At 60.3% G+C, this 25180-nt stretch carries 23 protein-coding genes; all 23 read right to left on the bottom strand.

Annotated elements, in window-relative coordinates; translation table 11 throughout:
• Nucleotides 1-169 precede the first annotated feature (169 nt).
• A complete protein-coding gene (locus ACW9HW_RS18350) occupies nucleotides 170-484 on the bottom strand; it encodes a helix-turn-helix domain-containing protein (protein WP_457401161.1) in 315 nt (104 codons plus the stop codon).
• Nucleotides 474-824, bottom strand: coding sequence for a toxin (locus ACW9HW_RS18345; protein ID WP_457401159.1), 351 nt, complete (start codon nucleotides 822-824; stop codon nucleotides 474-476). Before ACW9HW_RS18345 ends, ACW9HW_RS18350 begins: the two co-directional genes overlap by 11 nt.
• 248 nt (nucleotides 825-1072) lie before the next feature.
• The gene (gene nuoN / locus ACW9HW_RS18340; RefSeq protein ID WP_095192723.1) at nucleotides 1073-2536 is read right to left on the bottom strand and encodes an NADH-quinone oxidoreductase subunit NuoN; all 1464 of its coding nucleotides are present in this window, start codon (nucleotides 2534-2536) and stop codon (nucleotides 1073-1075) included.
• 7 nt (nucleotides 2537-2543) lie between these two features.
• Nucleotides 2544-4076, bottom strand: coding sequence for an NADH-quinone oxidoreductase subunit M (gene nuoM, locus ACW9HW_RS18335; protein WP_095192722.1), 1533 nt, complete (start codon nucleotides 4074-4076; stop codon nucleotides 2544-2546).
• A gap of 39 nt (nucleotides 4077-4115) precedes the next feature.
• Nucleotides 4116-5969, bottom strand: coding sequence for an NADH-quinone oxidoreductase subunit L (nuoL, locus tag ACW9HW_RS18330; protein WP_095192721.1), 1854 nt, complete (start codon nucleotides 5967-5969; stop codon nucleotides 4116-4118).
• The gene (nuoK, locus tag ACW9HW_RS18325; protein WP_007946416.1) at nucleotides 5966-6274 is read right to left on the bottom strand and encodes an NADH-quinone oxidoreductase subunit NuoK; all 309 of its coding nucleotides are present in this window, start codon (nucleotides 6272-6274) and stop codon (nucleotides 5966-5968) included. The genes nuoL and nuoK overlap by 4 nt, the downstream gene beginning before the upstream one ends.
• Nucleotides 6275-6276: 2 nt before the next feature.
• Entirely contained in the window at nucleotides 6277-6780 is a 504-nt protein-coding gene (nuoJ, locus tag ACW9HW_RS18320; RefSeq protein WP_095192720.1) for an NADH-quinone oxidoreductase subunit J, read from the bottom strand.
• A gap of 9 nt (nucleotides 6781-6789) precedes the next feature.
• Entirely contained in the window at nucleotides 6790-7335 is a 546-nt protein-coding gene (gene nuoI, locus ACW9HW_RS18315; protein WP_007970449.1) for an NADH-quinone oxidoreductase subunit NuoI, read from the bottom strand.
• A 12-nt stretch (nucleotides 7336-7347) separates the two neighbouring features.
• A complete protein-coding gene (nuoH, locus tag ACW9HW_RS18310; RefSeq protein ID WP_095192719.1) occupies nucleotides 7348-8355 on the bottom strand; it encodes an NADH-quinone oxidoreductase subunit NuoH in 1008 nt (335 codons plus the stop codon).
• Entirely contained in the window at nucleotides 8352-11066 is a 2715-nt protein-coding gene (gene nuoG / locus ACW9HW_RS18305) for an NADH-quinone oxidoreductase subunit NuoG (protein ID WP_095192718.1), read from the bottom strand. Before nuoG ends, nuoH begins: the two co-directional genes overlap by 4 nt.
• A 137-nt stretch (nucleotides 11067-11203) precedes the next feature.
• The gene (gene nuoF / locus ACW9HW_RS18300; protein WP_095192717.1) at nucleotides 11204-12559 is read right to left on the bottom strand and encodes an NADH-quinone oxidoreductase subunit NuoF; all 1356 of its coding nucleotides are present in this window, start codon (nucleotides 12557-12559) and stop codon (nucleotides 11204-11206) included.
• On the bottom strand, nucleotides 12556-13053 hold the full coding sequence (gene nuoE, locus ACW9HW_RS18295; RefSeq protein WP_008020715.1) for an NADH-quinone oxidoreductase subunit NuoE: 498 nt from the start codon (nucleotides 13051-13053) through the stop codon (nucleotides 12556-12558). Before nuoE ends, nuoF begins: the two co-directional genes overlap by 4 nt.
• Before the next feature lie 2 nt (nucleotides 13054-13055).
• Nucleotides 13056-14840, bottom strand: a complete 1785-nt coding sequence (gene nuoC, locus ACW9HW_RS18290; protein WP_095192716.1) for an NADH-quinone oxidoreductase subunit C/D — start codon at nucleotides 14838-14840, stop codon at nucleotides 13056-13058.
• A 72-nt stretch (nucleotides 14841-14912) separates the two neighbouring features.
• The gene (locus ACW9HW_RS18285) at nucleotides 14913-15587 is read right to left on the bottom strand and encodes a NuoB/complex I 20 kDa subunit family protein (RefSeq protein WP_047527662.1); all 675 of its coding nucleotides are present in this window, start codon (nucleotides 15585-15587) and stop codon (nucleotides 14913-14915) included.
• A 10-nt stretch (nucleotides 15588-15597) separates the two neighbouring features.
• Nucleotides 15598-16011, bottom strand: coding sequence for an NADH-quinone oxidoreductase subunit A (locus tag ACW9HW_RS18280; protein ID WP_003223812.1), 414 nt, complete (start codon nucleotides 16009-16011; stop codon nucleotides 15598-15600).
• A 639-nt stretch (nucleotides 16012-16650) separates the two neighbouring features.
• Nucleotides 16651-17976 carry an isocitrate lyase gene (gene aceA / locus ACW9HW_RS18275; RefSeq protein ID WP_057399864.1) on the bottom strand — a complete coding sequence of 442 codons (1326 nt, stop codon included), beginning with the start codon at nucleotides 17974-17976 and terminating at the stop codon, nucleotides 16651-16653.
• Between the two features lie 512 nt (nucleotides 17977-18488).
• Complete coding sequence (locus ACW9HW_RS18270; RefSeq protein ID WP_457401155.1) at nucleotides 18489-19250, bottom strand: secretin N-terminal domain-containing protein; 762 nt, start codon at nucleotides 19248-19250, stop codon at nucleotides 18489-18491.
• Between the two features lie 384 nt (nucleotides 19251-19634).
• Nucleotides 19635-20060: a GNAT family N-acetyltransferase gene (locus ACW9HW_RS18265; protein ID WP_095192713.1), complete on the bottom strand. Its 426-nt coding sequence runs from the start codon at nucleotides 20058-20060 to the stop codon at nucleotides 19635-19637.
• Nucleotides 20053-21222, bottom strand: coding sequence for a ribosomal protein uL16 3-hydroxylase (locus ACW9HW_RS18260; RefSeq protein WP_095192712.1), 1170 nt, complete (start codon nucleotides 21220-21222; stop codon nucleotides 20053-20055). Before ACW9HW_RS18260 ends, ACW9HW_RS18265 begins: the two co-directional genes overlap by 8 nt.
• Before the next feature lie 86 nt (nucleotides 21223-21308).
• Nucleotides 21309-22679, bottom strand: a complete 1371-nt coding sequence (gene purB / locus ACW9HW_RS18255) for an adenylosuccinate lyase (protein ID WP_095192711.1) — start codon at nucleotides 22677-22679, stop codon at nucleotides 21309-21311.
• A 127-nt stretch (nucleotides 22680-22806) separates the two neighbouring features.
• Nucleotides 22807-23430, bottom strand: coding sequence for a high frequency lysogenization protein HflD (gene hflD, locus ACW9HW_RS18250; RefSeq protein ID WP_457401152.1), 624 nt, complete (start codon nucleotides 23428-23430; stop codon nucleotides 22807-22809).
• Nucleotides 23427-24560 (bottom strand): tRNA 2-thiouridine(34) synthase MnmA, encoded by a 1134-nt coding sequence (mnmA, locus tag ACW9HW_RS18245; RefSeq protein ID WP_457401151.1) that lies wholly within the window; start codon nucleotides 24558-24560, stop codon nucleotides 23427-23429. The genes hflD and mnmA overlap by 4 nt, the downstream gene beginning before the upstream one ends.
• Nucleotides 24561-24619: 59 nt before the next feature.
• Nucleotides 24620-25066, bottom strand: coding sequence for an NUDIX hydrolase (locus ACW9HW_RS18240; RefSeq protein ID WP_137805750.1), 447 nt, complete (start codon nucleotides 25064-25066; stop codon nucleotides 24620-24622).
• Nucleotides 25067-25180: the final 114 nt, after the last annotated feature.

Below are 25180 nucleotides of genomic sequence, written 5' to 3'. Positions count from 1 at the left end.
TCGCGGGTGTTTACAGATCTTGTGTACACAGGAGAGCCACTGTGGGAGCGAGCCTGCTCGCGAAGGGGCCATCCCGGTTACCTACTTTCATCAGCAGAACAAGCATCTGACAGAAGTACCCGGTGCAATGCGCTGCTGGCGCGTGCTTCGGGCACAAGAGCTTCTGAATTCAGGTCAGGGCTGCGAGATGTTCAATCGTTTGCGGAAAGCGCTCGACCAAGCGGATAAGGGTCGTGGCCTGGGCATTGGGCGTTGCCCGTCCCTGTTCCCAGTTTTCCAGGGTTCGGGTATTGGTGCGCAGATACATCGCAAACACCGACCGGGAGAGGTTGAGCTGTTGGCGGATGGCGACCACTTCCTCGGCAGTGATGGGCGTCAGTTCTGTCAGTTGAACCTTGTGGGTTCGCAGCGTGATCTTGCCTTGGCGCTCATCGGCCAGGGCTTCGAGGCCATCCATCAGTTCGGCAAAAATGTCACGTTTCATAGTGGAATCTCGTTTTGATTTCTCTATCCAGCGTTTGTCTGAAAAGCTTTTTCTGGGAGGGCGACAGCTCGTCTTGCTCGTCTTTGCCATACACGGTGAACAACCAGAACTGATTGAAGCCCGACCACCAGTAATAAATCACCCGTAAGCCACCGCGCTTGCCTTTAATTCGTCGTTGATCGCAGAAGCGAATTTTGCGCAGCCCACCGGTGCCCTCAATGAGATCGCCCGCTTTGGGGTTCTTCAGCAATTCCAACTGAAAGCTGCGAAACAGATCATCATCGAGGTAATCGTCTCGATGTTTCTGAAACATACGTAACTCGACAAATAGAGCATCCATGTTCTGTACGCTACCTACGTATAGTTTTATCCCTATAGTCGAATTGGTCAAGGCATCAAGGCCAACCTTTTCGTTCCCGTTTTTAACGGTAGACCCCGGTCGTAAAAACACCTGTAGGACGAGTCGACCAGCCCAGCGAGAGCATTCGGGGATTGCAGAAGGGGGCGGGGCAGCGGTAACAAATCCCACAAAAACAAAAACGGCACCCGAAGGTGCCGTTTCTGTTTTTACCGAGAACGCTTAAGCGATCAACCCGCCAGACCCGATTGCTGAACCAGGTTCAGCAGCGGTTGTGGGTACAGGCCGAGGAAGAAGGCCAGTACCGCGATGGCCAGCAGCATCACGCCGCCTGCACGTTGTTCCCAGTGCAGTTGCGCATCGTGGCGACGCAGGTTCGGTTCGATCAGGTACAGGGTGACCATGACGCGCAGGTAGTAGAACACGCCGATGGCGCTGCCCAGTACCAGGGAACCGACCAGCCACCATTGGTGCGATTCGACACCGGTGGCGATGATGTAGAACTTGCCGATGAAGCCTGCGGTCAGCGGGATACCGGCCAGGGACAGCATCATCACGGTCAGTACGGCGGTCAGGTACGGACGGCGCCAGAACAGGCCGCGGTATTCGTACAGGGCATCCGCGTCACGGCCGTTGTACGGCGAGGACATCAGGGTGATCACGCCGAAGGCGCCGAGGCTGGTGATCACGTAGGTGACCAGGTACACGCCGATGGCTTCCACGGCCAGACCCTTGCTCGCCACCAGGGCGATCAGCAGGTAGCCGAAGTGGGCGATGGACGAGTAACCCAGCAGACGCTTGAGGTTGCTCTGGGTCAGGGCCAGCAAGTTGCCGAACAGGATCGACGCGATGGCGATGATGGTCAGCACGTCGCTCAGGACACCGCTGCTCGCCGCTGGCGAGATCTGGAACAGACGCACCATCACCGCGAACACGGCGACTTTGGAAGCGGTGGCCAGGAACGCCGCGACCGGCGCCGGAGCACCTTCGTAAACGTCCGGGGTCCAGAGGTGGAACGGTACCAGCGACAGCTTGAACGCCAGGCCGATCAGCATCATGCCCAGGCCCAGTTGCGCCAGCGAGCTTGGCAGGCCGGTGGCCGCCAGAGCCTGGCCGATGCCGACGAAGCTCAGGGAGCCGGAGTCGGCATACAGCAGCGCCATACCGAACAACAGGAACGCGGAGCCGGCAGCCGACAGCACCATGTACTTGATACCGGCTTCCAGCGAGCGCTTGTTGAAGAAGGCGTAGGCCACCAGACCGTAGACCGGTACCGACAGCAGTTCCAGACCGATGAACAACCCGGCCAGGTGCTGCGCGCTGACCAGCACCAGGCCGCCGGCGGCGGCCATCAGGATCAGCAGGTACAGTTCTTCGCGGTTGCCCGGGTAACCCGAACCGCCATCGCCGAGGTAGGCGTGGGCGAGGGTCACACAGGCGAGGGTGGCGACCAGGATCAGCGCCATGTACAGGCAGGCGAAGGTGTCGATCTGCAGCAACGGGGTCACGGCCAGGGGCGCGACTTTCAGGGCCGGCAGGATCGACAGCAATGCCAGGTTCAGACCCGCCACCGACAGCAGGAAGGTCTGGGAGTGGTTGCGGCGCCAGGCGATCGCCAGCATCACCACGATGATCGTGGCGCTGGTGATCAACAACGGCGCAAGCGCGATAAAGTGTTGAGTCGTGAATTCCATAGCGCTCTTACCGGGCCGAAGCGAGTTGAGTGAAGGCGGTGCCGAGCCACTGCTGCACGCCATGCATCGTAGCGGCAGAGGTATCGAGGAACGGTTGCGGGTAGACGCCGATGTAGATCAGCAGCGCTGCCAGACCGACCACCATGATCATTTCGCGACCGTCCATGCCATGCAGCACCGCGTCCGACTTGGCCGGGCCGAAGTAGGCACGGTGGATCATGATCAGCGAGTAGACCGAACCGAACACCAGGCCGGACGTCGCGATGATGGTGACCCACGGAGCGATCGGGAAGGTGCCGATCAGGATCAGGAACTCGCCGACGAAGTTACCGGTACCCGGCAGGCCCAGGGACGCGGCCGCGAAGAACAGGCTGAGGGCCGGCAGGTAAGCGATCTTCGACCACAGGCCACCCATTTCACGCATGTCGCGGGTGTGGGTGCGTTCGTACAGCTGGCCACTCAGGATAAAGAGTGCCGCGGCCGACAGACCGTGCGCCAGCATCTGCATCACCGCGCCCTGCAGCGCCAGTTGGCTGCCGGAATAGATGCCGATCAGGACGAAGCCCATGTGGGAAACGGACGAGAAGGCAATCAGACGCTTGATGTCGGTTTGCGCGAACGCCAGGAACGCACCGTAGAAAATCCCGATCAGACCCAGGGTCATGGCGAACGGCGCGAACTCGGCCGATGCGTTCGGGAACAGCGGCAGGGCGAAACGCAGCAGGCCGTAGGCAGCCGTCTTCAGCAAGATACCGGCGAGGTCGACGGAACCAGCGGTCGGCGCCTGGGCGTGAGCGTCAGGCAACCAGGAGTGGAACGGCACGACCGGCAGTTTCACCGCGAAAGCGATGAAGAAACCGAGCATCAGGATGTACTCGGTGGTCGTCGACATCTTGGTTTTCAACAGGTCGGCGTAGTTGAAAGTAATCACGCCGGTGTCGTTGAAGTTGACCAGTACCAGACCCAGGATCGCCACCAGCATGATCAAGCCGGAAGCCTGAGTGAAGATGAAGAACTTGGTCGCCGCGTAGATCCGGGTTTTCTTGCCATCCGAAGAACTGTGACCCCAGAGCGCGATGAGGAAGTACATCGGCACCAGCATCATTTCCCAGAAGAAGAAGAACATGAACAGGTCGAGGGCCAGGAACACGCCGACGACACCGCCCAGGATCCACATCAGGTTCAGGTGGAAGAAGCCAACGTGACGCTGGATTTCTTTCCACGAGCAGAGGACCGAGAGAACACCCAGCAGACCGGTCAGCAGGATCATCAACAGCGACAGGCCGTCGAGGGCCAGGTGCACGCTGATGCCGAAACGCTGGATCCAGATGTGCTTGAACTCAAGCACCCAGGTCGGATCGGCGCCTGGCGCCGGGGCAAGTGAATAGTCGCCGTTGGCCCACAGCCAGAGGCCGAGGGCGAGCAACAGGGACATGGTGATCAGCGCAATCCAGCGGGGGAGGGTGGCGCCGAAGCGCTCACCCATCCAGCACAGCAGGCCGCCGATGAAGGGGATCAGGATTAGCCAAGGCAGAATCATGACGGGCTCAATTCCTTTCGCAAGTTCGCAAGGTTCATATCAGACCGCTACCAGCACGACGGCGCCGATTACCAGCACGGCACCAGCAGCCATCGAGGCGGCATACCAACGCAGTTGACCGGTCTCGGTACGGCTCAGGGCGGTGTGACCGCCTTTGGCCATGCGCGGGATCAGACCGATGGTCTGGTCGAGCGGGTCTTTGCGCAGGATGTGGCTGATCGCCAGGTATGGCTTGACGAACAGTTTGTCGTAGATCCAGTCGAAGCCCCAGGCAGCGAACCACCAGGCCGACAGGAAACGGCCGATGCCGCTGTTGGCGATGGCGGTCACGAAGCGACGCTTGCCGAGGAACAGCAGCGCGGACAGCAGGATACCGGCCAGGGCGATGGCGCCCGAGGCGATTTCCAGGCTGTGCTTGGCTTCGCCACCGGCATGGCCGACGCTTTGCGGCAGTACACCGTGCAGCGGCGGAACGATCATCGCGCCGACGAAGGTCGACAGCACGATCAGCACCGACAGTGGCAGCCAGTGAGCGATGCCGTGACCGGCGTGGGCTTCGGTCTTCGCTTCACCGTGGAACGCGATGAAGATCAGGCGGAAGGTGTACAGCGAGGTCATGAACGCACCGACCAGACCTGCGTAGAGCAGACCCTGGTTGCCGCTGGCGAACGCTTCCCAGAGGATTTCGTCCTTGGAGTAGAAGCCTGCGGTGACCAGTGGCAGGGCTGCCAGGGCCGCGCCGCCAACGATGAAGCTGGCGTAGGCCAGAGGCAGTTTCTTCCACAGGCCGCCCATCTTGAAAATGTCCTGCTCGTGGTGGCAGGCAACGATCACCGCACCGGATGCAAGGAACAGCAGGGCCTTGAAGAACGCGTGGGTCATCAGGTGGAAGATCGCGCCATCCCAGGCACCCACGCCCAGGGCCAGGAACATGTAGCCGATCTGGCTCATGGTCGAGTAGGCGAGGATTCGCTTGATGTCCGTCTGCACCAGCGCGGCAAAACCGGCCAGCACCAGGGTCACGCCACCGACGATGCCCACAAGGTGCAGGATTTCCGGCGCCAGGGTGAACAGGCCATGGGTACGAGCGATCAGGTAGACACCTGCAGTTACCATCGTTGCCGCGTGGATCAGTGCCGAAACCGGAGTCGGGCCAGCCATCGCATCCGCCAGCCAGGTTTGCAGCGGCAGTTGCGCGGATTTACCGACAGCGCCGCCCAGCAGCATCAGGGTGGCCATGACCATCCAGAAGTCGCCGGCCTGGAATTTCTGCGGTGCCAGCACCAGCAGTTCCTGGACGTTCAGCGTGCCCAGTTGAGCGAACAGGATGAACAGGCCGATGGCCATGAACACGTCGCCGATACGGGTCACGATGAAGGCTTTGAGTGCGGCGTTACCGTTGTTGCGGTTGCTGTAGTAGAAACCGATCAACAGGTATGAGCACAAGCCCACGCCTTCCCAGCCGAAGTACAGGAACAACAGGTTATCGCCCAGCACCAGGAACAGCATGCTGGCGATAAACAGGTTGGTGTAGGCGAAGAAGCGCGAGTAACCGGCTTCACCGCGCATGTACCAGGACGCGAACAGGTGGATCAGGAAGCCTACGCCGACCACGACACCGAGCATGGTCAGGGACAGACCATCCAGGTACAGCGCGAAGTTCGGCGTGAAGCCTTCCACCGCCATCCACTGCCACAACACCTGGGTGTAGTGGCCGCCTTCCGGTGGTGCGACGTTGAATTGCCAGATCACGTAAGCCGTGACGATGGCCGACAAGCCGACGGAACCGACGCCGATCAGCGCCGAGAGGTTTTCCGAGAGGCGTCCACGGGAGAACGACAGCAGCAGGAAACCAATGAGAGGGAATACGAAAGTCAGATAGAGAAGATTCATCCGCGCATCTCGCTGGCAGCGTCGATATCGAGAGTGTGGAAGCGGCGGTACAGCTGCAACAGAATCGCCAGGCCGATACTGGCCTCGGCGGCTGCCAGGCTGATCACCAGGATGAACATGATCTGTCCATCCGGCTGCGCCCAGCGGCTACCGGCAACGATGAACGCCAACGCGGAGGCATTCATCATGACCTCCAGGCTCATCAGCACGAAAAGAATGTTGCGGCGGACCATCAGGCCGACCAGACCGAGGCAGAACAGGATGCCGGCGACCGCCAGACCATGCTCCATAGGGATAGCAGGCATCGTCATTGCTCCTTGGCTTCGTTGCGGCCCAAGTGGAACGCCGTCACGGCTGCGGCGAGCAGCAGCATCGAGGCGAGTTCGACCACCAGCAGGTAAGGACCGAACAGGCTGATGCCCACGGCCTTGGCGTCTACGGTGGTGTGGCCGATGGCCTGGCCGGTCTGGTCGGAGAACAGCACATACAGCAGTTCAACCAGCAGCAGCGCAGCGAGGGCGACCGGGCCGCCCCAGATACCGGGCTTGAGCCAGACGCGCTCTTGCTGAACCGAGGCCGGGCCCAGGTTCAGCATCATCACCACGAACACGAACAGCACCATGATGGCGCCAGCGTAGGCGATCACTTCCAGCACACCGGCGAACGGCGCGCCGAGGGCGAAAAACGTCATCGCCACGGCGATCAGCGAAATGATCAGGTAGAGCAGGGCGTGCACAGGGTTGGTGTTGGTGATCACGCGAAGCGTGGACACCACAGCGATACCCGATGCGAAATAGAAAGCGAATTCCATCTTTCTTCCTTAAGGCAGCAAGCTCTTCACGTTGATCGGTTCGGCTTCATTCTGCGCGGAGCCCTTCGGCTTACCGGCAATCGCCATACCTGCAACACGATAGAAGTTGTAATCAGGGTTTTTGCCGGGGCCGGAGATCAGCAGATCTTCTTTCTCGTAAACCAGGTCCTGACGTTTGAACTCGGCCATCTCGAAATCCGGTGTCAGCTGGATCGCGGTGGTCGGGCAGGCTTCCTCGCAGAGGCCGCAGAAAATGCAGCGCGAGAAGTTGATGCGGAAGAAGTCCGGATACCAGCGACCGTCTTCGGTTTCAGCTTTCTGCAGCGAGATGCAACCGACCGGGCAAGCCACGGCGCACAGGTTGCAGGCTACGCAACGCTCTTCGCCGTCGGGGTCGCGGGTCAGGACGATACGGCCACGGTAGCGCGGCGGCAGGTAGACCGGTTCTTCCGGGTACTGCAGCGTGTCGCGCTTGCGGAAGGCGTGGCCGAAAATCATCACCAGGCTGCGAAGCTGGGTGTAGAAGCCATGCACGATGTCAAATATGTACTTCATGATTCTCTATCCTCACTGAGCCGCGACGGCGGGCGTGTTGAGCAACACGATCGCAGCGGTCACCAGCATGTTGACGAGGGTCAGCGGCAGGCAGAACTTCCAGCTGAAATCCATCACCTGGTCATACCGAGGGCGCGGAATCGAAGCGCGCAACAGGATGAACATCATGATGAAGAACCCGGTTTTCAGTGCGAACCAGATGAACGGGATCTGCGGCAGAATGCCGAACGGACCGTGCCAGCCACCGAAGAACAAGGTCACCAGCAGCGCCGAAATCAGCACGATACCGATGTACTCGCCGACGAAGAACATGCCCCATTTCATACCGGCGTATTCAATGTGGTAACCGTCGGCCAGTTCCTGTTCCGCTTCCGGCTGGTCGAACGGGTGACGGTGAGTCACGGCCACGCCAGCGATGAAGAAGGTCAGGAAACCGAAGATCTGCGGAATGATGAACCACAGGTTCTGGGCCTGGTATTCAACGATGTCGCGCATGTTGAACGAGCCGACCTGGATCACGATGCCCATCAGCGACAGGCCCATGAACACTTCGTACGACACGGTTTGTGCCGAGGCCCGCAAGCTGCCCAGCAGGGCGAACTTGTTGTTGCTCGACCAGCCGGCGAACAGCACCGCGTAGACCGACAGACCGGCCATGGCAAAGAAGAACAGGATGCCGATGTTGATATCCGCCACGCCCCAGGTCGGGGTGATCGGGATGATCACGAAGGCAATCAGCAGGGCGCTCATGGCCACTACCGGTGCCAGGGTGAAGATCATCTTGTCGGCGAACGGCGGGGTCCAGTCTTCCTTGAAGAACATCTTGATCATGTCGGCGGCGATCTGGAACGCGCCGAACGGACCGACGCGGTTTGGACCGTAACGGTCCTGCCAGAGGGCGAGCAGGCGACGCTCGACCCAGCTGAGCAGGGCGCCGCAGACCACCACGGCGAGCAGAATCACCACGGCCTTGAGGACCGCGATGATGATGTCGATCACTTCAGGAGTGAACAAGGTCATTGCGCTGCCTCCTGCAGACCGTCAACGGATTGGCCAAAGATCGCTGGTGGAATGCCGGCGATGCCCGCAGGCAATGCCACCAGGCCGGCGCCCAGCTCTTCATTGATACGCAGTGGCAGACGCAGGGTCTGGCCGGCCACGTTCAAGCTCAGCATGGCGCCGTCGTTGACACCCAGGCGGTCGGCTTCGGACTTTGCCAGGGCCACGTAGGCGGCCGGAATGCGTTCCTGGACCGGAGCGGCTTTCGAAGAGTTTTCTTCGCTGCCGAACAGGTGGAAGAACGGCACGGCTTGCCAGGTACCCGGAGCCGGGTTGAACGCACGCGGAACACTGGCGAACCAGTTCAGCGAGTCGCCGGTGCTTTCGATCAGGCGGGTGCCCGGGTCGCCGGCACGGATGTGACCACCGACTTCGTCCTGGAACTTGTTCCAGGCTTGCGGCGAGTTCCAGCCCGGAGACCAGGCGAAAGGCACTTGTTGACGCGGTTCGGCCGAACCCGAGTAACCTTCCATCGAGAAGGCGAACGCGGTGTCCTTGTCCTGCGGGGTACGCGGTTCATGCACGTTGATGTCGGCGCGCATGGCGGTACGACCGGAGTAACGCAGCGGTTCACGGGCCAGTTTCATGCCCTTGATGCGGAACGCGGCGGACGGTGCGGCATCGACGATACGGTTCAGTTGCGGCGTACTTGCCGCCACGGCAGCGGTGGCGTGATCCAGCTGGGTCCAGTCGATCGGCTGGTTCAGCAGTGTCGCGCGCAGGGCATGCAGCCAGCGCCAGCCTTCGTGAACCAGGATGCTGGCATCCATGTACTTCGGATCGAACACCTGGAAGAAGCGCTGGGCGCGGCCTTCCTGGCTGACCAGGGTACCGTCGCCTTCGGCGAAGCTGGCGGCTGGCAGAACCAGATGCGCGCGATCGCTGGTGGCGGTCTTCTGGTGGTCAGCCACGATCACCACTTTCGCGGCGGTCAGGGCAGCATCCACACGGGCTTTGTCGGTACGGGTGTACAGATCGTTTTCCAGCACGACGATGGCGTCGGCCTTGCCGTCGATCACCGCTTGCAGCGCAGCGTCGACCGATTCGCCACCGAGCATGGCCAGGCCGAGGCTGTTGGCTTCCGGCACGATCAGGCTGATGGAACCGTTCTTCTCGCGCAGCTTCAGGGCCTTGGCGATGTTCGCGGCGGCCTCGATCAGGGCTTTGGAGCCCAGGGACGTACCGGCGATGATCAGCGGTCGCTTGGCGGCGAGCAGGGCATCTGCAATGCGCTTGGCCAGCTCGAGGGCTTCGGCATCCAGGCCTTCAACGGCTGGAGCGCTGGCGTCGAGGGCGTGAGCCACGGCGAAACCGATACGGGCCAGGTCGTCTGGCGCGGCGTGAACGCATTCTTCGGCGATGTCGTCGAGCTTGGTTTCAGCCAGGCTGGCGATAAACAGCGGGTTCAGCGCGTGCTGACCGATGTTCTTCACCGCGGCGTCGAGCCAAGGCTGGACGCGCATGGCGTCGGCCATGTCTTCGGCCTTGCCCTTGACCGATTGACGCAGGGACAGGGCCATGCGCGCAGCAGTCTGGGTCAGGTCTTCACCGAGGACGAACACGGCGTCGTGGTCTTCGATGTCGCGCATGTTCGGTACTGGCAGCGGGCTGTCCTTGAGCACTTGCAGGACCAGGCGGATGCGCTCCAGCTCGGCAGCTTCGATACCGGAGTAGAAGTGCTCGGCACCGACCAGTTCGCGCAACGCGTAGTTGCTTTCGAGGCTGGCGCGGGGCGAACCGATACCGACGATGTTGCGACCGCGCAGCAGGTCGGCGGCTTTATCCAGCGCTTCGTCGAGGGTCAGCTTGGCGCCGTTGGCGAGCAGCGGCTGACGTGGACGGTCGGTGCGGTTGACGTAGCCATAGCCGAAGCGGCCACGGTCGCACAGGAAGTACTGGTTTACCGAACCGTTGAAACGGTTTTCGATACGGCGCAGTTCACCGTAGCGCTCGCCCGGGGAAATGTTGCAACCGCTGGAGCAGCCATGGCAGATGCTCGGCGAGAACTGCATGTCCCATTTACGGTTGTAGCGCTCGGAGTGTGTCTTGTCGGTGAACACACCGGTCGGGCAGACCTCGGTGAGGTTGCCGGAGAACTCGCTTTCCAGCACGCCGTCTTCAACGCGACCGAAGTACACGTTGTCGTGGGCGCCGAACACACCCAGGTCGGTGCCGCCGGCGTAGTCCTTATAGAAGCGCACGCAGCGGTAGCAAGCGATGCAGCGGTTCATTTCGTGGGAAATGAACGGGCCCAGTTGCTGGTTCTGGTGGGTACGCTTGGTGAAGCGGTAACGGCGCTCGTTGTGGCCGGTCATTACCGTCATGTCTTGCAGGTGGCAGTGACCGCCTTCTTCACAGACCGGGCAGTCGTGAGGGTGGTTGGTCATCAGCCATTCGACGACGCTGGCGCGAAATACTTTTGCTTCTTCGTCGTCGATGGAGATCCAGCTGCCGTCGGTGGCGGGGGTCATGCAGGACATGACGATCCGACCACGCTTGTCGTTCTCATCGGTGTACTGCTTGACCGCGCACTGGCGACAAGCGCCAACGCTGCCAAGGGCGGGGTGCCAGCAGAAATAAGGGATATCGAGGCCTAGCGACAGACATGCCTGTAACAGGTTGTCTGCCCCATCGACTTCGAGCTCTTTGCCGTCTACGTGGATAGTGGCCATGGTTCAAAGTTCTTCGTTGGCCCGGTGTCAGCGGGCGTGGCTAATGGAATCTTGTTATCCGCGCGAATCAACACAGCCGTTAAAGGCGTCATCGCACGAAAAGCGAAGGGCACAGACCCTTCGCCTTTTTTAAGCGTTTACGCGCCGACTACGATCGGCCTTGCCAGAGGCGGGACGACGGCGCTGGTGGGCGCGATGCCGGCTTCGAACTCATGGCGGAAGTATTTGATGGCGCTGCCCAATGGCTCCACGGCACCCGGTGCGTGAGCACAGAAGGTCTTGCCTGGGCCGAGGAAGCCGACCAGACCCAGCAGGGTCTCGATGTCACCGGCTTGCCCTTCACCGTTCTCGATCGCACGCAAGAGCTTCACGCTCCACGGCAGACCATCACGGCACGGGGTGCAGAAACCGCACGACTCACGGGCGAAGAACTCTTCCATGTTGCGCAGCAGGGACACCATGTTGATGCTGTCGTCCACCGCCATGGCCAGGCCGGTACCCATACGGGTGCCTACTTTGGCAATGCCGCCGGCGTACATTTGTGCGTCCAGGTGTTCCGGCAACAGGAAACCGGTACCGGCGCCGCCGGGTTGCCAGGCCTTGAGCTGGTAACCGTCGCGCATGCCGCCGGCGTAGTCTTCGAACAGCTCGCGACCGGTGACGCCGAATGGCAGTTCCCACAGGCCCGGGTTCTTGACCTTGCCGGAGAAGCCCATGAGCTTGGTGCCCATGTCTTCACTGCCTTCGCGAGCCAACGATTTGTACCAGTCCACGCCATCGGCAATGATCGCCGGGACGTTGCACAGGGTTTCAACGTTGTTCACGCAGGTCGGCTTGCCCCATACGCCAACGGCGGCAGGGAAGGGCGGCTTGGAGCGCGGGTTGGCGCGGCGGCCTTCGAGGGAGTTGATCAGTGCGGTTTCTTCACCGCAGATGTAACGCCCGGCGCCGGTGTGGACGAACAGCTCGAAATCGAAGCCGCTGCCCAGGATGTTCTTGCCCAGCAGGCCTGCTGCCTTGGCTTCTTCCACGGCACGGTTCAAGTGCTTGGCGGCGGTGGTGTACTCGCCACGCAGGAAGATGTAGCCACGGTAGGTTTTCAGAGCGCGAGCACTGATAAGCATGCCTTCGATCAGCAGATGGGGCAGTTGCTCCATCAGCATGCGGTCTTTCCAGGTGTTCGGCTCCATTTCATCCGCGTTGCACAGCAGGTAGCGGATGTTGATGGATTCGTCTTTCGGCATCAGGCCCCACTTCACACCTGTGGGGAAGCCTGCACCGCCGCGGCCCTTGAGACCGGAGTCTTTCACGGTCTGGACGATGTCGTCCTGAGCCATGTCGGCGAAGGCCTTGCGCGCAGCGGCGTAACCGTTCTTGGCCTGGTATTCGTCGAGCCATACGGCTTCGCCGTCGTCACGCAGACGCCAGGTGAGCGGGTGAGTCTCGGCCGAACGCTTGATGCGGTTGGCAGGACCGAAGGAAGTCAGGGTCATACGTAGCCCTCGAGCAATTTGGCAACGCCAGCGGGCTGCACATCACCGAACGTGTCGTCGTCGATCATCAACGCCGGCGCCTTGTCGCAGTTACCGAGGCAGCAGACCGGCAGCAGGGTGAAACGACCGTCGGCGGTGGTCTGACCCAGGCCGATGCCCAGCTTGCTCTGGATTTCGCTGACCACCGACTCGTGGCCACCGATGTAGCAGACCATGCTGTCGCAGACGCGAATGATGTGGCGGCCGACCGGTTGACGGAAGATCTGACTATAGAACGTCGCCACGCCTTCAACGTCGCTGGCCGGAATGCCGAGGATTTCGCCGATGGCGTACAGAGCGCCGTCCGGCACCCAGCCACGTTCCTTCTGGACGATCTTCAGGGCTTCGATCGACGCCGCGCGCGGGTCTTCGTAGTGATGCAGCTCGTGCTCGATGGCCGAGCGCTCGGTTTCACTGAGGGTGAAACGGTCTGTCTGGATAAGCGTGCTGTTCATGCTTAGCGGTCCACGTCGGCCATAACGAAATCGATACTACCCAGGTACGCGATCAAGTCCGCGACCATGCTGCCTTTGATCACCGAAGGGATCTGCTGCAGGTGCGGGAAGCTTGGGGTACGAATCCGGGTGCGGTAGCTCATGGTGCCGCCATCGCTCGTCAGGTAATAACTGTTGATGCCCTTGGTCGCTTCGATCATCTGGAAGGATTCGTTGGCCGGCATGACCGGGCCCCACGAAACTTGCAGGAAGTGCGTGATCAAGGTTTCGATGTGCTGCAGCGTGCGCTCTTTCGGCGGCGGCGTGGTCAGCGGATGATCCGCCTTGTACGGGCCTTCTGGCATGTTGCGCAGGCACTGGTCGATGATCTTGATGCTCTGGCGCATCTCCTCGACACGCACGATGCAACGGTCGTAGGCATCGCCATTGGCCGCCAGCGGTACTTCGAACTCGAAGTTCTCGTAGCCCGAGTACGGACGCGCTTTACGCAGGTCGAAGTCGCAACCGGTGGAACGCAGGCCGGCACCGGTGACACCCCATTCCAGGGCTTGCTTGGTGTTGTAGTCGGCGACGCCGATGGTACGGCCACGCAGGATGCTGTTGTCCAGGGCGGCTTTCTGGTATTCGTCCAGACGCTTGGGCATCCACTCGACGAAGTCCTTGACCAGTTTTTCCCAGCCGCGCGGCAGGTCGTGGGCGACGCCACCGATGCGGTACCAGGCCGGGTGCAGACGGAAACCGGTGATGGCTTCGATCACCGTGTACGCACGCTGACGGTCGGTAAAGGTGAAGAACACCGGGGTCATGGCGCCGACGTCCTGGATGTAGGTACCCAGGAACAGCAGGTGACTGGTGATCCGGAAGAACTCGGCCATCATGATGCGGATGACGTCGACCTTCTCCGGCACCTTGATGCCGGCCAGCTTCTCGACCGAGAGCACGTACGGCAGGTTGTTCATCACGCCGCCGAGGTAGTCGATACGGTCGGTGTACGGAATGAAGCTGTGCCAGGACTGACGCTCGGCCATCTTCTCGGCGCCACGGTGGTGGTAGCCGATGTCCGGTACGCAGTCGACGATCTCTTCACCGTCCAGCTGCAGGATGATGCGGAACGCACCGTGCGCCGAAGGGTGGTTGGGACCCAGGTTGAGGAACATGTAGTCCTCGTTCGGGCCGGAACGTTTCATGCCCCAGTCTTCAGGCTTGAAGCGCGCGGCTTCTTCCTCAAGCTGTTGCTTGGCCAGGGTCAGGCTGAACGGATCGAACTCGGTGGCACGGGCCGGGAAGTCCTTGCGCAGCGGGTGACCTTCCCAGGTCGGCGGCATCATGATGCGCGACAGGTGCGGGTGGCCTTTGAAGTCGATGCCGTACATGTCCCAGACTTCACGCTCGTACCAGTTGGCGTTCGGCCAGATGCTGGTGACGCTCGGCAAGCTGAGGTCGCTCTCGGACAAGGCGACCTTGATCATTACGTCACTATTACGTTCGATCGACATCAAGTGATAGAACACGGAGAAGTCGACGCCGTTCGGCAGCCCTTGACGCTTGGTGCGCAGGCGCTCGTCCACGCCGTGCAGGTCATAGAGCATGACGTACGGCTTGGGCAGGTTGCGCAGGAAAGTCAGGACTTCGACGAGTTTGGCGCGGGCAACCCAAAGCACCGGCATGCCGGTGCGGGTAGGCTGGGCGGTGAACGCCTCCGGGCCAAAACGGTTGTTCAGTTCGACGACCACATCCTGGTCGTCTGCCTTATAAGGCGGGATGTACAGAGCACTGCCTGTAGTCATGGTTATTTATCGCTTTCGGTCAACGTAAAGAATGAAGCCAGTTTTTCGTTTCTTTGAAACAGCAGAACTGGATCAGACTTCGTCGGGGCTGCGCAGGTTGGTTACCTGAATACGCTGTTCGCGGCGCTTTTCCTTTTCGGAAGGCATCTCGGCGCGATAAACGCCTTGATCGCCAACGACCCAGGAAAGTGGGCGACGCTCCTGGCCAATCGACTCCTGCAACAGCATCAGGCCTTGCAGGAAAGCTTCAGGGCGGGGCGGGCAGCCAGGCACGTAGACGTCCACGGGCAGGAACTTGTCCACCCCTTGAACGACAGAGTAGATGTCGTACATGCCACCGGAGTTGGCGCACGAACCCATGGAGATAACCCATTTCGGTTCGAGCATTTGCTCGTAGAGACGCTGAATGATCGGCGCCATCTTGATGAAGCAGGTACCGGCGATAACCATGAAATCCGCCTGACGCGGCGATGCCCGGATAACCTCGGCGCCAAAGCGCGCGATGTCGTGGGGCGCCGTGAAGGCGGTGGTCATTTCCACATAGCAGCACGAAAGACCGAAGTTATACGGCCACAGGGAGTTCTTGCGCCCCCAGTTGATCGTGCCGTTAAGCACGTCTTCGAGCTTGCCCATGAAAATGTTTTTGTGGACTTGATCTTCTAACGGATCGGAAACGGTTTCCCGTTCGCCAATCGGATACTGCTCGTTAGGAGCATCGGGGTCGATCCTGGTGAGATTGTATTGCATTGCCAAAGCCTCATTGTTTCAGCTTCGCTTGCCGCTTGCGCCGAGCTTCCGGAGCCCAGTCAAGGGCGCCCACTCGGAATAGGTAGACAAGACCTGCCAACAGAATTGCTATGAAAACGAGAGCTTCGACGAATCCGGTCCAGCCGCTTTCGCGGACGGACACAGACCATGCAAAGAGAAAAAGGGCTTCGATATCGAAGATCACGAAGAGCATCGCGACCAGATAGAATTTGGCTGAGAGCCGCAAGCGGGCGCCACCTGTAGGTAGCATGCCGGACTCGAACGGTTCGTTTTTGCTGCGACCCCAGGCTTTTGACCCAAGGAGGCTGGAGACACCGAGCATGAAGGCACAGAGGCCGACAACGCCCAGAAGGAAAATGGCAAAGCCCCAGTTGTGGGCCATGAGTCCTGTCGCTTCGGGCATGCTGGTAATCCTTAACAGAGAGCAAGGGTCTCTGAGCTTGAAAAGAAACAAAGCAGTGACGATATGTCGCAGCAATCAATCCCGCTGATTTTATGGCTAAACACCCTGCAAGTAAAATTCCTATAGCGAAATTATTTATAGGAATAAGGACATAACGAGCCCTCAAAGCCCTGTAGCCCTTGCGTTGCGGGCATTAGCCGGCATTTCGTCAAATATGTTTTGTTGGGAATGTAACGAACATAGTTGTGTCTAAATGATAATCAATATTGTTTGGGTTGGTTTTTAAACTGTTTACCCTGCAGGGGGTTGGGAAGTTGTCTTATATGCGCGTTACTGCAAGTAGCGTGCGGGGCTGTTTTACCTGATTTTCCTGATCTCGATAGCGCTCTGGATCAATGTGTGGGTTCAACACCGCAACCCCTTGTGGGAGCGAGCCTGCTCGCCAAAGCGGTGGGTCAGCCATCATCGATGTTGAATGATAAATCGCATTCGCGAGCAGGCTCGCTTCCACAGGGTTTTGGGTTGGTCTCGGAATCGTGCGCAAAAAAAACGCCCCGAACCAGTCGGGGCGTCAGATGTGCAGCGCTGCGGTTAGCTTTCTATACGGTCCGCAACGGCCGTTTATTCAGTTGAAGCAGATCAGTGGAACTGTTCTTCTTCGGTCGAGCCGGTCAGCGCGGTCACCGACGACGAGCCACCCTGGATCACGGTGGTCATGTCGTCGAAGTAGCCGGTGCCCACTTCCTGCTGGTGAGCCACGAAGGTGTAGCCTTTGGCAGCATCAGCGAATTCCTGCTCTTGCAGCTTCACGTAGGCAGTCATGTCGTTGCGGGCGTAGTCGTGCGCCAGGTTGAACATGCTGTGCCACATGTTGTGAATGCCGGCCAGGGTGATGAACTGGTGCTTGTAGCCCATGGCGGACAGTTCGCGCTGGAACTTGGCGATGGTCGCGTCGTCCAGGTTTTTCTTCCAGTTGAAGGAAGGCGAGCAGTTGTACGACAGCAGTTGGTCCGGGTATTCCTTCTTGATCGCTTCAGCGAAGCGACGGGCTTCTTCCAGATCCGGCTTGGCGGTTTCGCACCAGATCAGGTCGGCGTATGGCGCGTAGGCCAGGCCGCGAGCGATCGCCTGGTCCAGGCCGGCGCGCACTTTGTAGAAGCCTTCCTGGGTACGTTCGCCAGTCACGAATGGCTGGTCGTACGGGTCGCAGTCGGACGTCAGCAGGTCAGCGGCGTTGGCGTCGGTACGGGCCAGGATGATGGTCGGCGTACCGGCAACGTCAGCCGCCAGACGGGCAGCGGTCAGCTTCTGTACGGCTTCCTGGGTCGGAACCAGTACCTTGCCGCCCATGTGGCCGCATTTCTTCACGGAAGCCAGTTGGTCTTCGAAGTGAACGCCGGCGGCGCCTGCTTCGATCATGCTCTTCATCAGCTCGTAGGCGTTCAGTACGCCGCCGAAACCGGCTTCAGCGTCGGCCACGATTGGCGCGAAGTAGTCGATGTAGCCGTCGTCGCCCGGGTTCTTGCCGGCTTTCCACTGGATCTGGTCGGCACGACGGAACGAGTTGTTGATGCGCTTGACCACGGTTGGAACCGAGTCAACCGGGTACAGCGACTGGTCCGGGTACATCGATTCGGCGGAGTTGTTGTCCGCAGCCACTTGCCAGCCCGACAGGTAGATCGCCTGGATGCCGGCCTTGACTTGTTGTACAGCCTGGCCGCCGGTCAGGGCGCCCATGCAGTTGACGAAATCTTTCTCAGGACGGAAGGCTGGCTTGGCACCCTGGGTAACCAGGTTCCACAGCTTCTCGGCGCCCATTTTTGCAAAGGTGTGCTCAGGTTGAACCGAGCCACGCAGACGGACGACGTCAGCAGCGGAGTAAGTGCGTGTCACGCCTTTCCAGCGCGGGTTTTCAGCCCAGTCTTTTTCGAGGGCTGCAATTTGCTGTTCGCGTGTCAGTGCCATGGAGATAAACCTCGTCGCGTCTTGTATGAAAAGTTGTTCTGCGGTGGAAAATTCCTGTTCGCCAGTTACGCATCCTGAAAATGGCGTAGATGGCTGCTCGCTGACCAGAAGCTTAGGCGGTCAAGTCGGATTCGGCGGGGGAGGCGACGGGATGAACGATGGGCTCGAGGGGGAAGTGAGCAGGTAAAGGCGAACTGCGGGCGCATTCGGGCGTCGTGGGCCTTGGTACGAACATCAGTGTGGTGCCGGGTTACCTAATAACGCTTCCGTCCCTCGGGACAACTTCGTTCCAGTCGACAACCTCGTCAAACACACCTTGTGGGCGGTACAGACACGAAGCGGTTCGCGGGGTAGGTGCGAACATCGCCTCGAAGGCCCTTGCCAGGGCCTCTGATTAGCGGGAGCGAGGCCATCATGCCTTCGCTTTTTTGGCTCGTCAAACGTTTTGTAGTGCTTTTTTTCAAGCACTACATCTTTGGTCTAATACGACTTGCCGGTCAGTTTTCGGTGGTTCAGTCCAAGGTGTCGACTTTCACCCGCAGGGTCATGTCATTGCGGCTTTGGGTCGAGTAGCTGCGGGCCAGGCCCTGTTTGTCGGCCTGTGTCTGGCCGTTTACCCCGGCCAGCAGGATCCATTCGCCCAGGCGGCCGGTGACGGTTGTGTCGGTACTTTGTACGTTCACTACATCGGGACGTTCCTGGCTCATGCGGTCACGGTTGGTACTGATCGACAGGTGAACGATCTCACCGGTGACATTGGCGGTGACGTAAAAACCCTGGGTGACGTTGCGGTATTCGGTCTGGCTGCGCAGGTCGCCGTACGAGTCGGTCTGGGTGCTGGTCAGCGGTACGCTCTGGCCGACCTGGATCAGTGCCGGCATGCCATCGGTGGCCTGGATTTGCTGGATGCCGCCGTCACGGCTGTCGGTGCTGCGGTTGATGATGCGGGTCTGGCTCGGCTTGGCGCCGTTCACCGAATAACCCTGATCGCCCTGGACGTTGTTTTCGTTGGTGTCGACGGTAATCAGCAGGCGTTTGGGTGCGGTATCGAGCCGGCTTATAAGCGCCTTAAGTTCGTCGATCTTGCGCTGATCGGCGTTGACGATGAGCTGATTGCCGTAGGCGCTGACCTGGCCCTCCTTGCCGATGAAATCCTGCGCCACCGGCAGCAGATCGGCGCTGGTGTGGTAGTTCAGTGGCACGATCTCGGTGGCTGCCATGACCGAAAAACTGCAAGTTACCAACAGCGTGGTGAGCAGGGTGCGTAGGGACATATCCGTTATCTCCGCCTTCGAATTTTTGATCTGTAGGAGCGAGCTCGCTCGCGATAGTCGTTAACGATAACGTTGGAAGCCTGACACCCCGCGGCGTTTTCAAGGTCATCGCGAGCGAGCTCGCTCCTACAGGTGTGTTGATATTGCCAGTTTGTCGGCCCGGGGTGGGGCAAGTTGAATCCTGGACAGCAAAACGCCCCGGCATCCGAAAATGACGGGGCGTTTTGGGGTGTGCTTCGGGGCCCTTGTGGCGAGGGGATTTATCCCCGTTGGGCTGCGGAGCGGCCCTAAAACCTGCTACCACTGCTATTCAGGCACACTGCATGCGCAGGGTTTGCGACTGCTGCGCAGCCGAACGGGGATAAATCCCCTCACCACAGCGTCTCAAGCGGATTGGCGCACCATGTCCACATGTGGAATGCCTGCTTCCAGGAATTCCTCGCTGACCATGTGAAAGCCCAGGCGCTCATAGAATGCCGTGGCCTGTACCTGGGCGCTGAGCATCTGCTGCTTCAGCCCGCGCTTCTCGGCTTCACCGATCACCGCCTGCATCAGTGCGTCGCCGACTTTCAGTCCGCGCCAGTCCTTGAGTACCGATACCCGGCCGACATGACCGTCGGGCAGCAAGCGCGCGGTGCCAATCGGAAAGTCGCCTTCCAGTGCCAGGAAATGCACGGCAGTCAGGTCGTCGGCGTCCCATTCCAGTTCAGGTGGAACGGACTGCTCGGCGACGAACACCGCTTCACGAATGCGCCGGATCTCGGCGTTGTCCTTCTGCCAGTCTGCGACACGTACGTGAATCTTATTCATCGGCAAACCCCAGGCTTCCTTGCTTGACCAGTTCGCACAGCAGGCCGCGACCGTCTTCATCGCTCAGCCATTGGCCGAGGTTGTCGAGGTGCAGGGCATCGGCGGCGCAGATCATTTTCAGCAGCTCGCGCAGTTTGCCGGGCAGGTAACGGCTCTGGCCGCTGGCGAACAGCAGCAGGTCGTCATCGACCTCCGACCAGGCCAGACGGGCGCTCGGGTTGCGAATCAGCACCGCGCCTTGCTCCAGTGCGCCGAGTACGTCGTCTTCGGCGAGGTCTTCAGGGCCCACCACCAGTTCCGGATAGCGCGGCTCGGTCATGAACTGGCCGAACCAGGTCAGCAGCAGGCGTTCGTCGCTCATGTGCTCGGCCAGCAGGCTTTTCAGGCGGTCGAGGGCGTCGTGCTGGATCTGATGCGGGTCGGCTGCAGGCAGTGCATCGGCGTCGGTGTAGCGCTCTTCGTCCGGCAGGAACTGGCTGAGGAAGTCGGTGAAGTGGGTCAGCACTTCAGCGGCGCTCGGGGCGCGGAAACCGACGGAGTAAGTCAGGCAGTCGTCGACGGCCACGCCGCAGTGGGCCAGGCGCGGCGGCAGGTACAGCATGTCGCCCGGTTCCAGGACCCATTCGTCGGTGGCTTCGAAGTCGGCAAGGATGCGCAGGTCCGCATGTTGCAGCAGCGGACTTTCGGAGTCGCACATCTGGCCGATTTTCCAGTTGCGCTTGCCGTGGCCTTGCAGCAGGAACACGTCGTAGTTGTCGAAGTGCGGACCGACACTGCCACCGGGGGCGGCGAAGCTGATCATCACGTCGTCGATCCGCCAGCTCGGCAGGAAGCGGAAGTGCTCCAGCAATTCGCTGACTTCCGGTACGAACTGGTCAACGGCTTGAACCAGCAGGGTCCATTCCCGTTCCGGCAGTTTGCTGAATTCGTCTTCGGCAAACGGGCCGCGACGCAATTCCCACGGACGCTCGCCGTTCTCGATGATCAGGCGCGATTCGACTTCTTCTTCCAGCGCCAGGCCGGCCAGTTCGTCGGCGTCGATCGGGCTTTCGAAGTCAGGAATCGCCTGACGGATCAGCAGCGGTTTTTTCTGCCAGTAGTCGCGCAGGAATTCCCGTGCCGTGATGCCGCCCAGAAGTTGAAGAGGAATGTCAGGATTCATGTGTAACCTATTGAAAAAAAGCACTTTTCAGACGGGAATAAAAACGCCCGGCGCTGCCGGGCGTCTCAAAAGGGTCCAGCGGTCGATCAGATGCGTTTGGCTTGTGCCACGGCGTTGCCGATGTAGTTCGCCGGGGTGAGCAATTTCAGCTCGGCCTTGGCGGCGGCTGGCATGTCCAGGCCGTCGATGAAAGTCTGCAGCGCTTCAGGGCTGATGCCCTTGCCGCGAGTCAATTCTTTCAGCTTCTCGTACGGGTTTTCGATGTTGTAGCGACGCATCACGGTCTGGATCGGCTCGGCCAGGACTTCCCAGCAGGCATCCAGATCGGCAGCGATTTTGTCTGCGTTCAGCTCGAGTTTGCTGATGCCTTTAAGACTCGCTTCGTATGCGATCACGCTGTGGGCGAAGCCGACACCGAGGTTGCGCAGTACGGTGGAGTCGGTCAGGTCGCGCTGCCAGCGGGAGATCGGCAGTTTGCTCGCCAGGTGCTGGAACAGTGCGTTGGCGATGCCCAGGTTGCCTTCGGAGTTTTCGAAGTCGATCGGGTTGACCTTGTGCGGCATGGTCGATGAACCGATTTCGCCAGCGATGGTGCGCTGTTTGAAATAGCCCAGGGAGATGTAGCCCCAGATGTCGCGGTCGAAGTCGATCAGGATGGTGTTGAAGCGGGCGATCGCGTCGAACAGCTCGGCAATGTAGTCGTGTGGTTCGATCTGCGTGGTGTACGGGTTGAAGCCCAGGCCCAGCTCGTCTTCGATGAAGGCGCGGGCATTGGCTTCCCAGTCGATCTCAGGGTAGGCCGACAGGTGTGCGTTGTAGTTGCCGACAGCGCCGTTGATCTTGCCCAGCAGAGGAACGGCAGCGACTTGAGCAATCTGGCGCTCCAGGCGGTAAACCACGTTCGCCAGCTCTTTGCCCAGGGTGGTCGGCGAAGCCGGTTGGCCGTGGGTGCGCGACAGCATCGGCACGTCAGCGAAGCGGATGGCCAGTTCGCGAATGGCTTCGGCGGTCTGGCGCATCAGTGGCAGCATCACGTCATCACGGCCTTCGCGCAGCATCAGGGCGTGGGACAGGTTGTTGATGTCCTCACTCGTGCAGGCAAAGTGGATGAATTCGCTGACCTTGGCCAGTTCCGGCAGCTTGGCCGCTTGCTCTTTGAGCAGGTATTCGATGGCTTTGACGTCGTGGTTGGTGGTGCGCTCGATCTCTTTGACGCGCTCGGCGTGCTCCAGGGAGAAGTTTTCCGCCAGGGCATTCAACACCGCGTTGGCTTCGGCGGAGAACGCCGGCACTTCGCTGATGGCAGGGTGAGCGGCCAGGCGCTGGAGCCAGCGCACTTCAACCAGAACGCGGGCACGGATCAGGCCGTACTCGCTGAAAATTGGGCGCAGGGCCTGGGTTTTGCCGGCGTAGCGGCCGTCAACAGGGGAAACCGCAGTGAGCGAAGAGAGCTGCATGGGGTGTTCTCGGACAGTCGGGCAACGAAATGGGGCGCGTATCATACATGAAAAAATCCGCGGGTCCGTTGCCAACTGACCAGCGTATTACGCGTTACTGACTACAAAACGGTGTTGTTGATGCGCTTCAGCTGCTGCGCATCAGTGGGTAAAGCTCTTTGAGCAATTTGCGGCGACTGACCACCAGTTGCCAGCGATGACCGCCCAATTGCCGCCACAGGCGTGCCGAACGAATACCGGCCAGCAACAGGGCGCGGATTTTCGAGGCGTTGCTCGGTTGCTGCAGGTTGCGCATGTCACCATGGACCTGGATGCGCTGGCGCAGGGTACTCAGGGTGTCCTGGTACAGCGCGCCGCACGCGGCGATCACGTTTTCATGAGCCGGGCCAAAGTGTTCGACCTGGGACTGGATCTGCGGCAGGCGTTTGCCGATCACGTCCAGCATGTCGTTGCGCTTGGCCAGCTGACGCTCAAGGCCGAGCATGGCTAGCGCATAGCGCAACGGTTCGCGCTGCAGGACGCTCGGGTCGCGTTCCAGGGCGCCGATCAAGGCGCGATAGCCTTCGCGCAGATTGATGTCGTCGCCGCCGTAGACTTCCAGGGTGTCCTTGGGGTCGCGGATCAACAGGCTGCCGAGCATGCAGGTCAGGCCGGCTTCGCTGGTCTGTCCGGTCTTGGCGATCTTGTCCACCAGCACCGCGGCGAGAAACACGCCGCCCAGCGCCGTCAGTTGCTCCTGAGTCGGGCTCATTGTTGCTGGCCTTTGCTTGTCCAGGGTTCGGCGACTTCGATCACGCCGCCGCCGAGGCAGATTTCACCGTCGTAGAACACCACGGACTGACCCGGAGTGACCGCACGTTGTGGGTCATCGAAGGTCGCGCGATAACCGCTGGCGGTCTTTTCCAGGGTGCAAGGCTGGTCGCTCTGGCGATAGCGGACCTTGGCGGTCAGCTTGCGCGGCTGGCTCAGGTCGATCGGGTTGACCCAATAGATGTCGGAAGCGAGCAGGGCGCGGGAGAACAGCCACGGGTGGTCATTGCCCTGGCCAACGATCAGCTCGTTGTGTTCCAGGTCCTTGATCAGCACGTACCACGGCTCTTCGCCGGCGTCCTTCAGGCCACCGATACCGAGGCCCTGGCGCTGGCCGATGGTGTGGTACATCAAGCCGTGGTGACGGCCGATGACTTCGCCTTCGGTGGTTTTGATTTCGCCCGGTTGCGCCGGCAGGTATTGCTTGAGGAAATCGCTGAAGCGGCGCTCGCCGATGAAGCAGATCCCGGTGGAATCCTTTTTCTTCGCGGTCGCCAGTTCGTATTTTTCGGCAATCGCACGGACCTGGGGTTTTTCCAGCTCGCCGACCGGGAACAGGGTCTTGGCGATCTGTTCGCCGCCGACCGCATGCAGGAAGTAACTCTGGTCCTTGTTCGGATCCAGGCCCTTGAGCAGTTCGGTGCGGCCGTCAACGTCGCGGCGGCGCACGTAATGACCGGTGGCGATCAGGTCGGCGCCGAGCATCATGGCGTAGTCGAGGAACGCCTTGAACTTGATCTCGCGGTTGCACAGGATGTCCGGGTTCGGCGTGCGACCGGCCTTGTATTCGGCCAGGAAGTGCTCGAACACGTTGTCCCAGTACTCGGCGGCGAAGTTGGCGGTGTGCAGCTTGATGCCAATCTTGTCGCACACGGCCTGGGCGTCCGCCAGGTCATCCATGGCGGTGCAGTACTCCGTTCCATCGTCTTCTTCCCAGTTCTTCATGAACAGGCCTTCCACCTCATAGCCCTGCTCGATCAGCAGGAGAGCGGAAACGGAAGAGTCCACGCCGCCGGACATGCCGACAATGACGCGCTTCTTTTGTGTGTCAGAAGGGGCTGGATCACGCATAGGGATTCAATGAGTGTCTTGAAAAAGGACGCGATTCTAACAGGCTCGGGCCTGCAAGGCTAAAGAGAAGGACGGATCAGTTCGAGACCGAAGTGTTTACCGTCCAGATAGTCGTCGATGCAGCGGATGATCAGCTCGCTGCGCCAGTGCTCGCGTTGCTCGATCAATTCCTCGCGGGTCAGCCATTTGGCGCCGACGATGCCGTCGTCCAGTTGATAGTCAGGGTGGTGTTTCAGCGGTTTGGCAATGAAGCACACCCGTTGGTAGGTGACGCCGTTGCTCGGTGCGGTATAGAGATAAATGCCCAGTACCCCGGTCGGTTCGACGTCCCAGCCGGTTTCCTCGAGGGTTTCGCGTACGGCGGCTTCGGTGAGGGTTTCGTCCGGATCCAGGTGGCCGGCGGGCTGGTTGAGTACCGTTCGTCCGTGCTTGAGCTCTTCGACCATCAGGAAGCGGCCGTTGTCTTCGACGATGGTGGCGACGGTGATGTGGGGTTGCCAGTCCATGGGATTACCTCAAGTTCAGGGGTGCAAAGATTTCAATATGGAAACCGGCCCCTGTGGGAGCGAGCCTGCTCGCGAAAGCGGTGGGTCAGCCAGCATTGATGTCGAATGATAAAC

The organism is Pseudomonas sp. SDO5532_S415 (assembly GCF_054071155.1).
The sequence above is the reverse complement of the archived record's forward strand: the minus strand, read 5'-3'. Positions and strand labels throughout refer to the sequence as shown.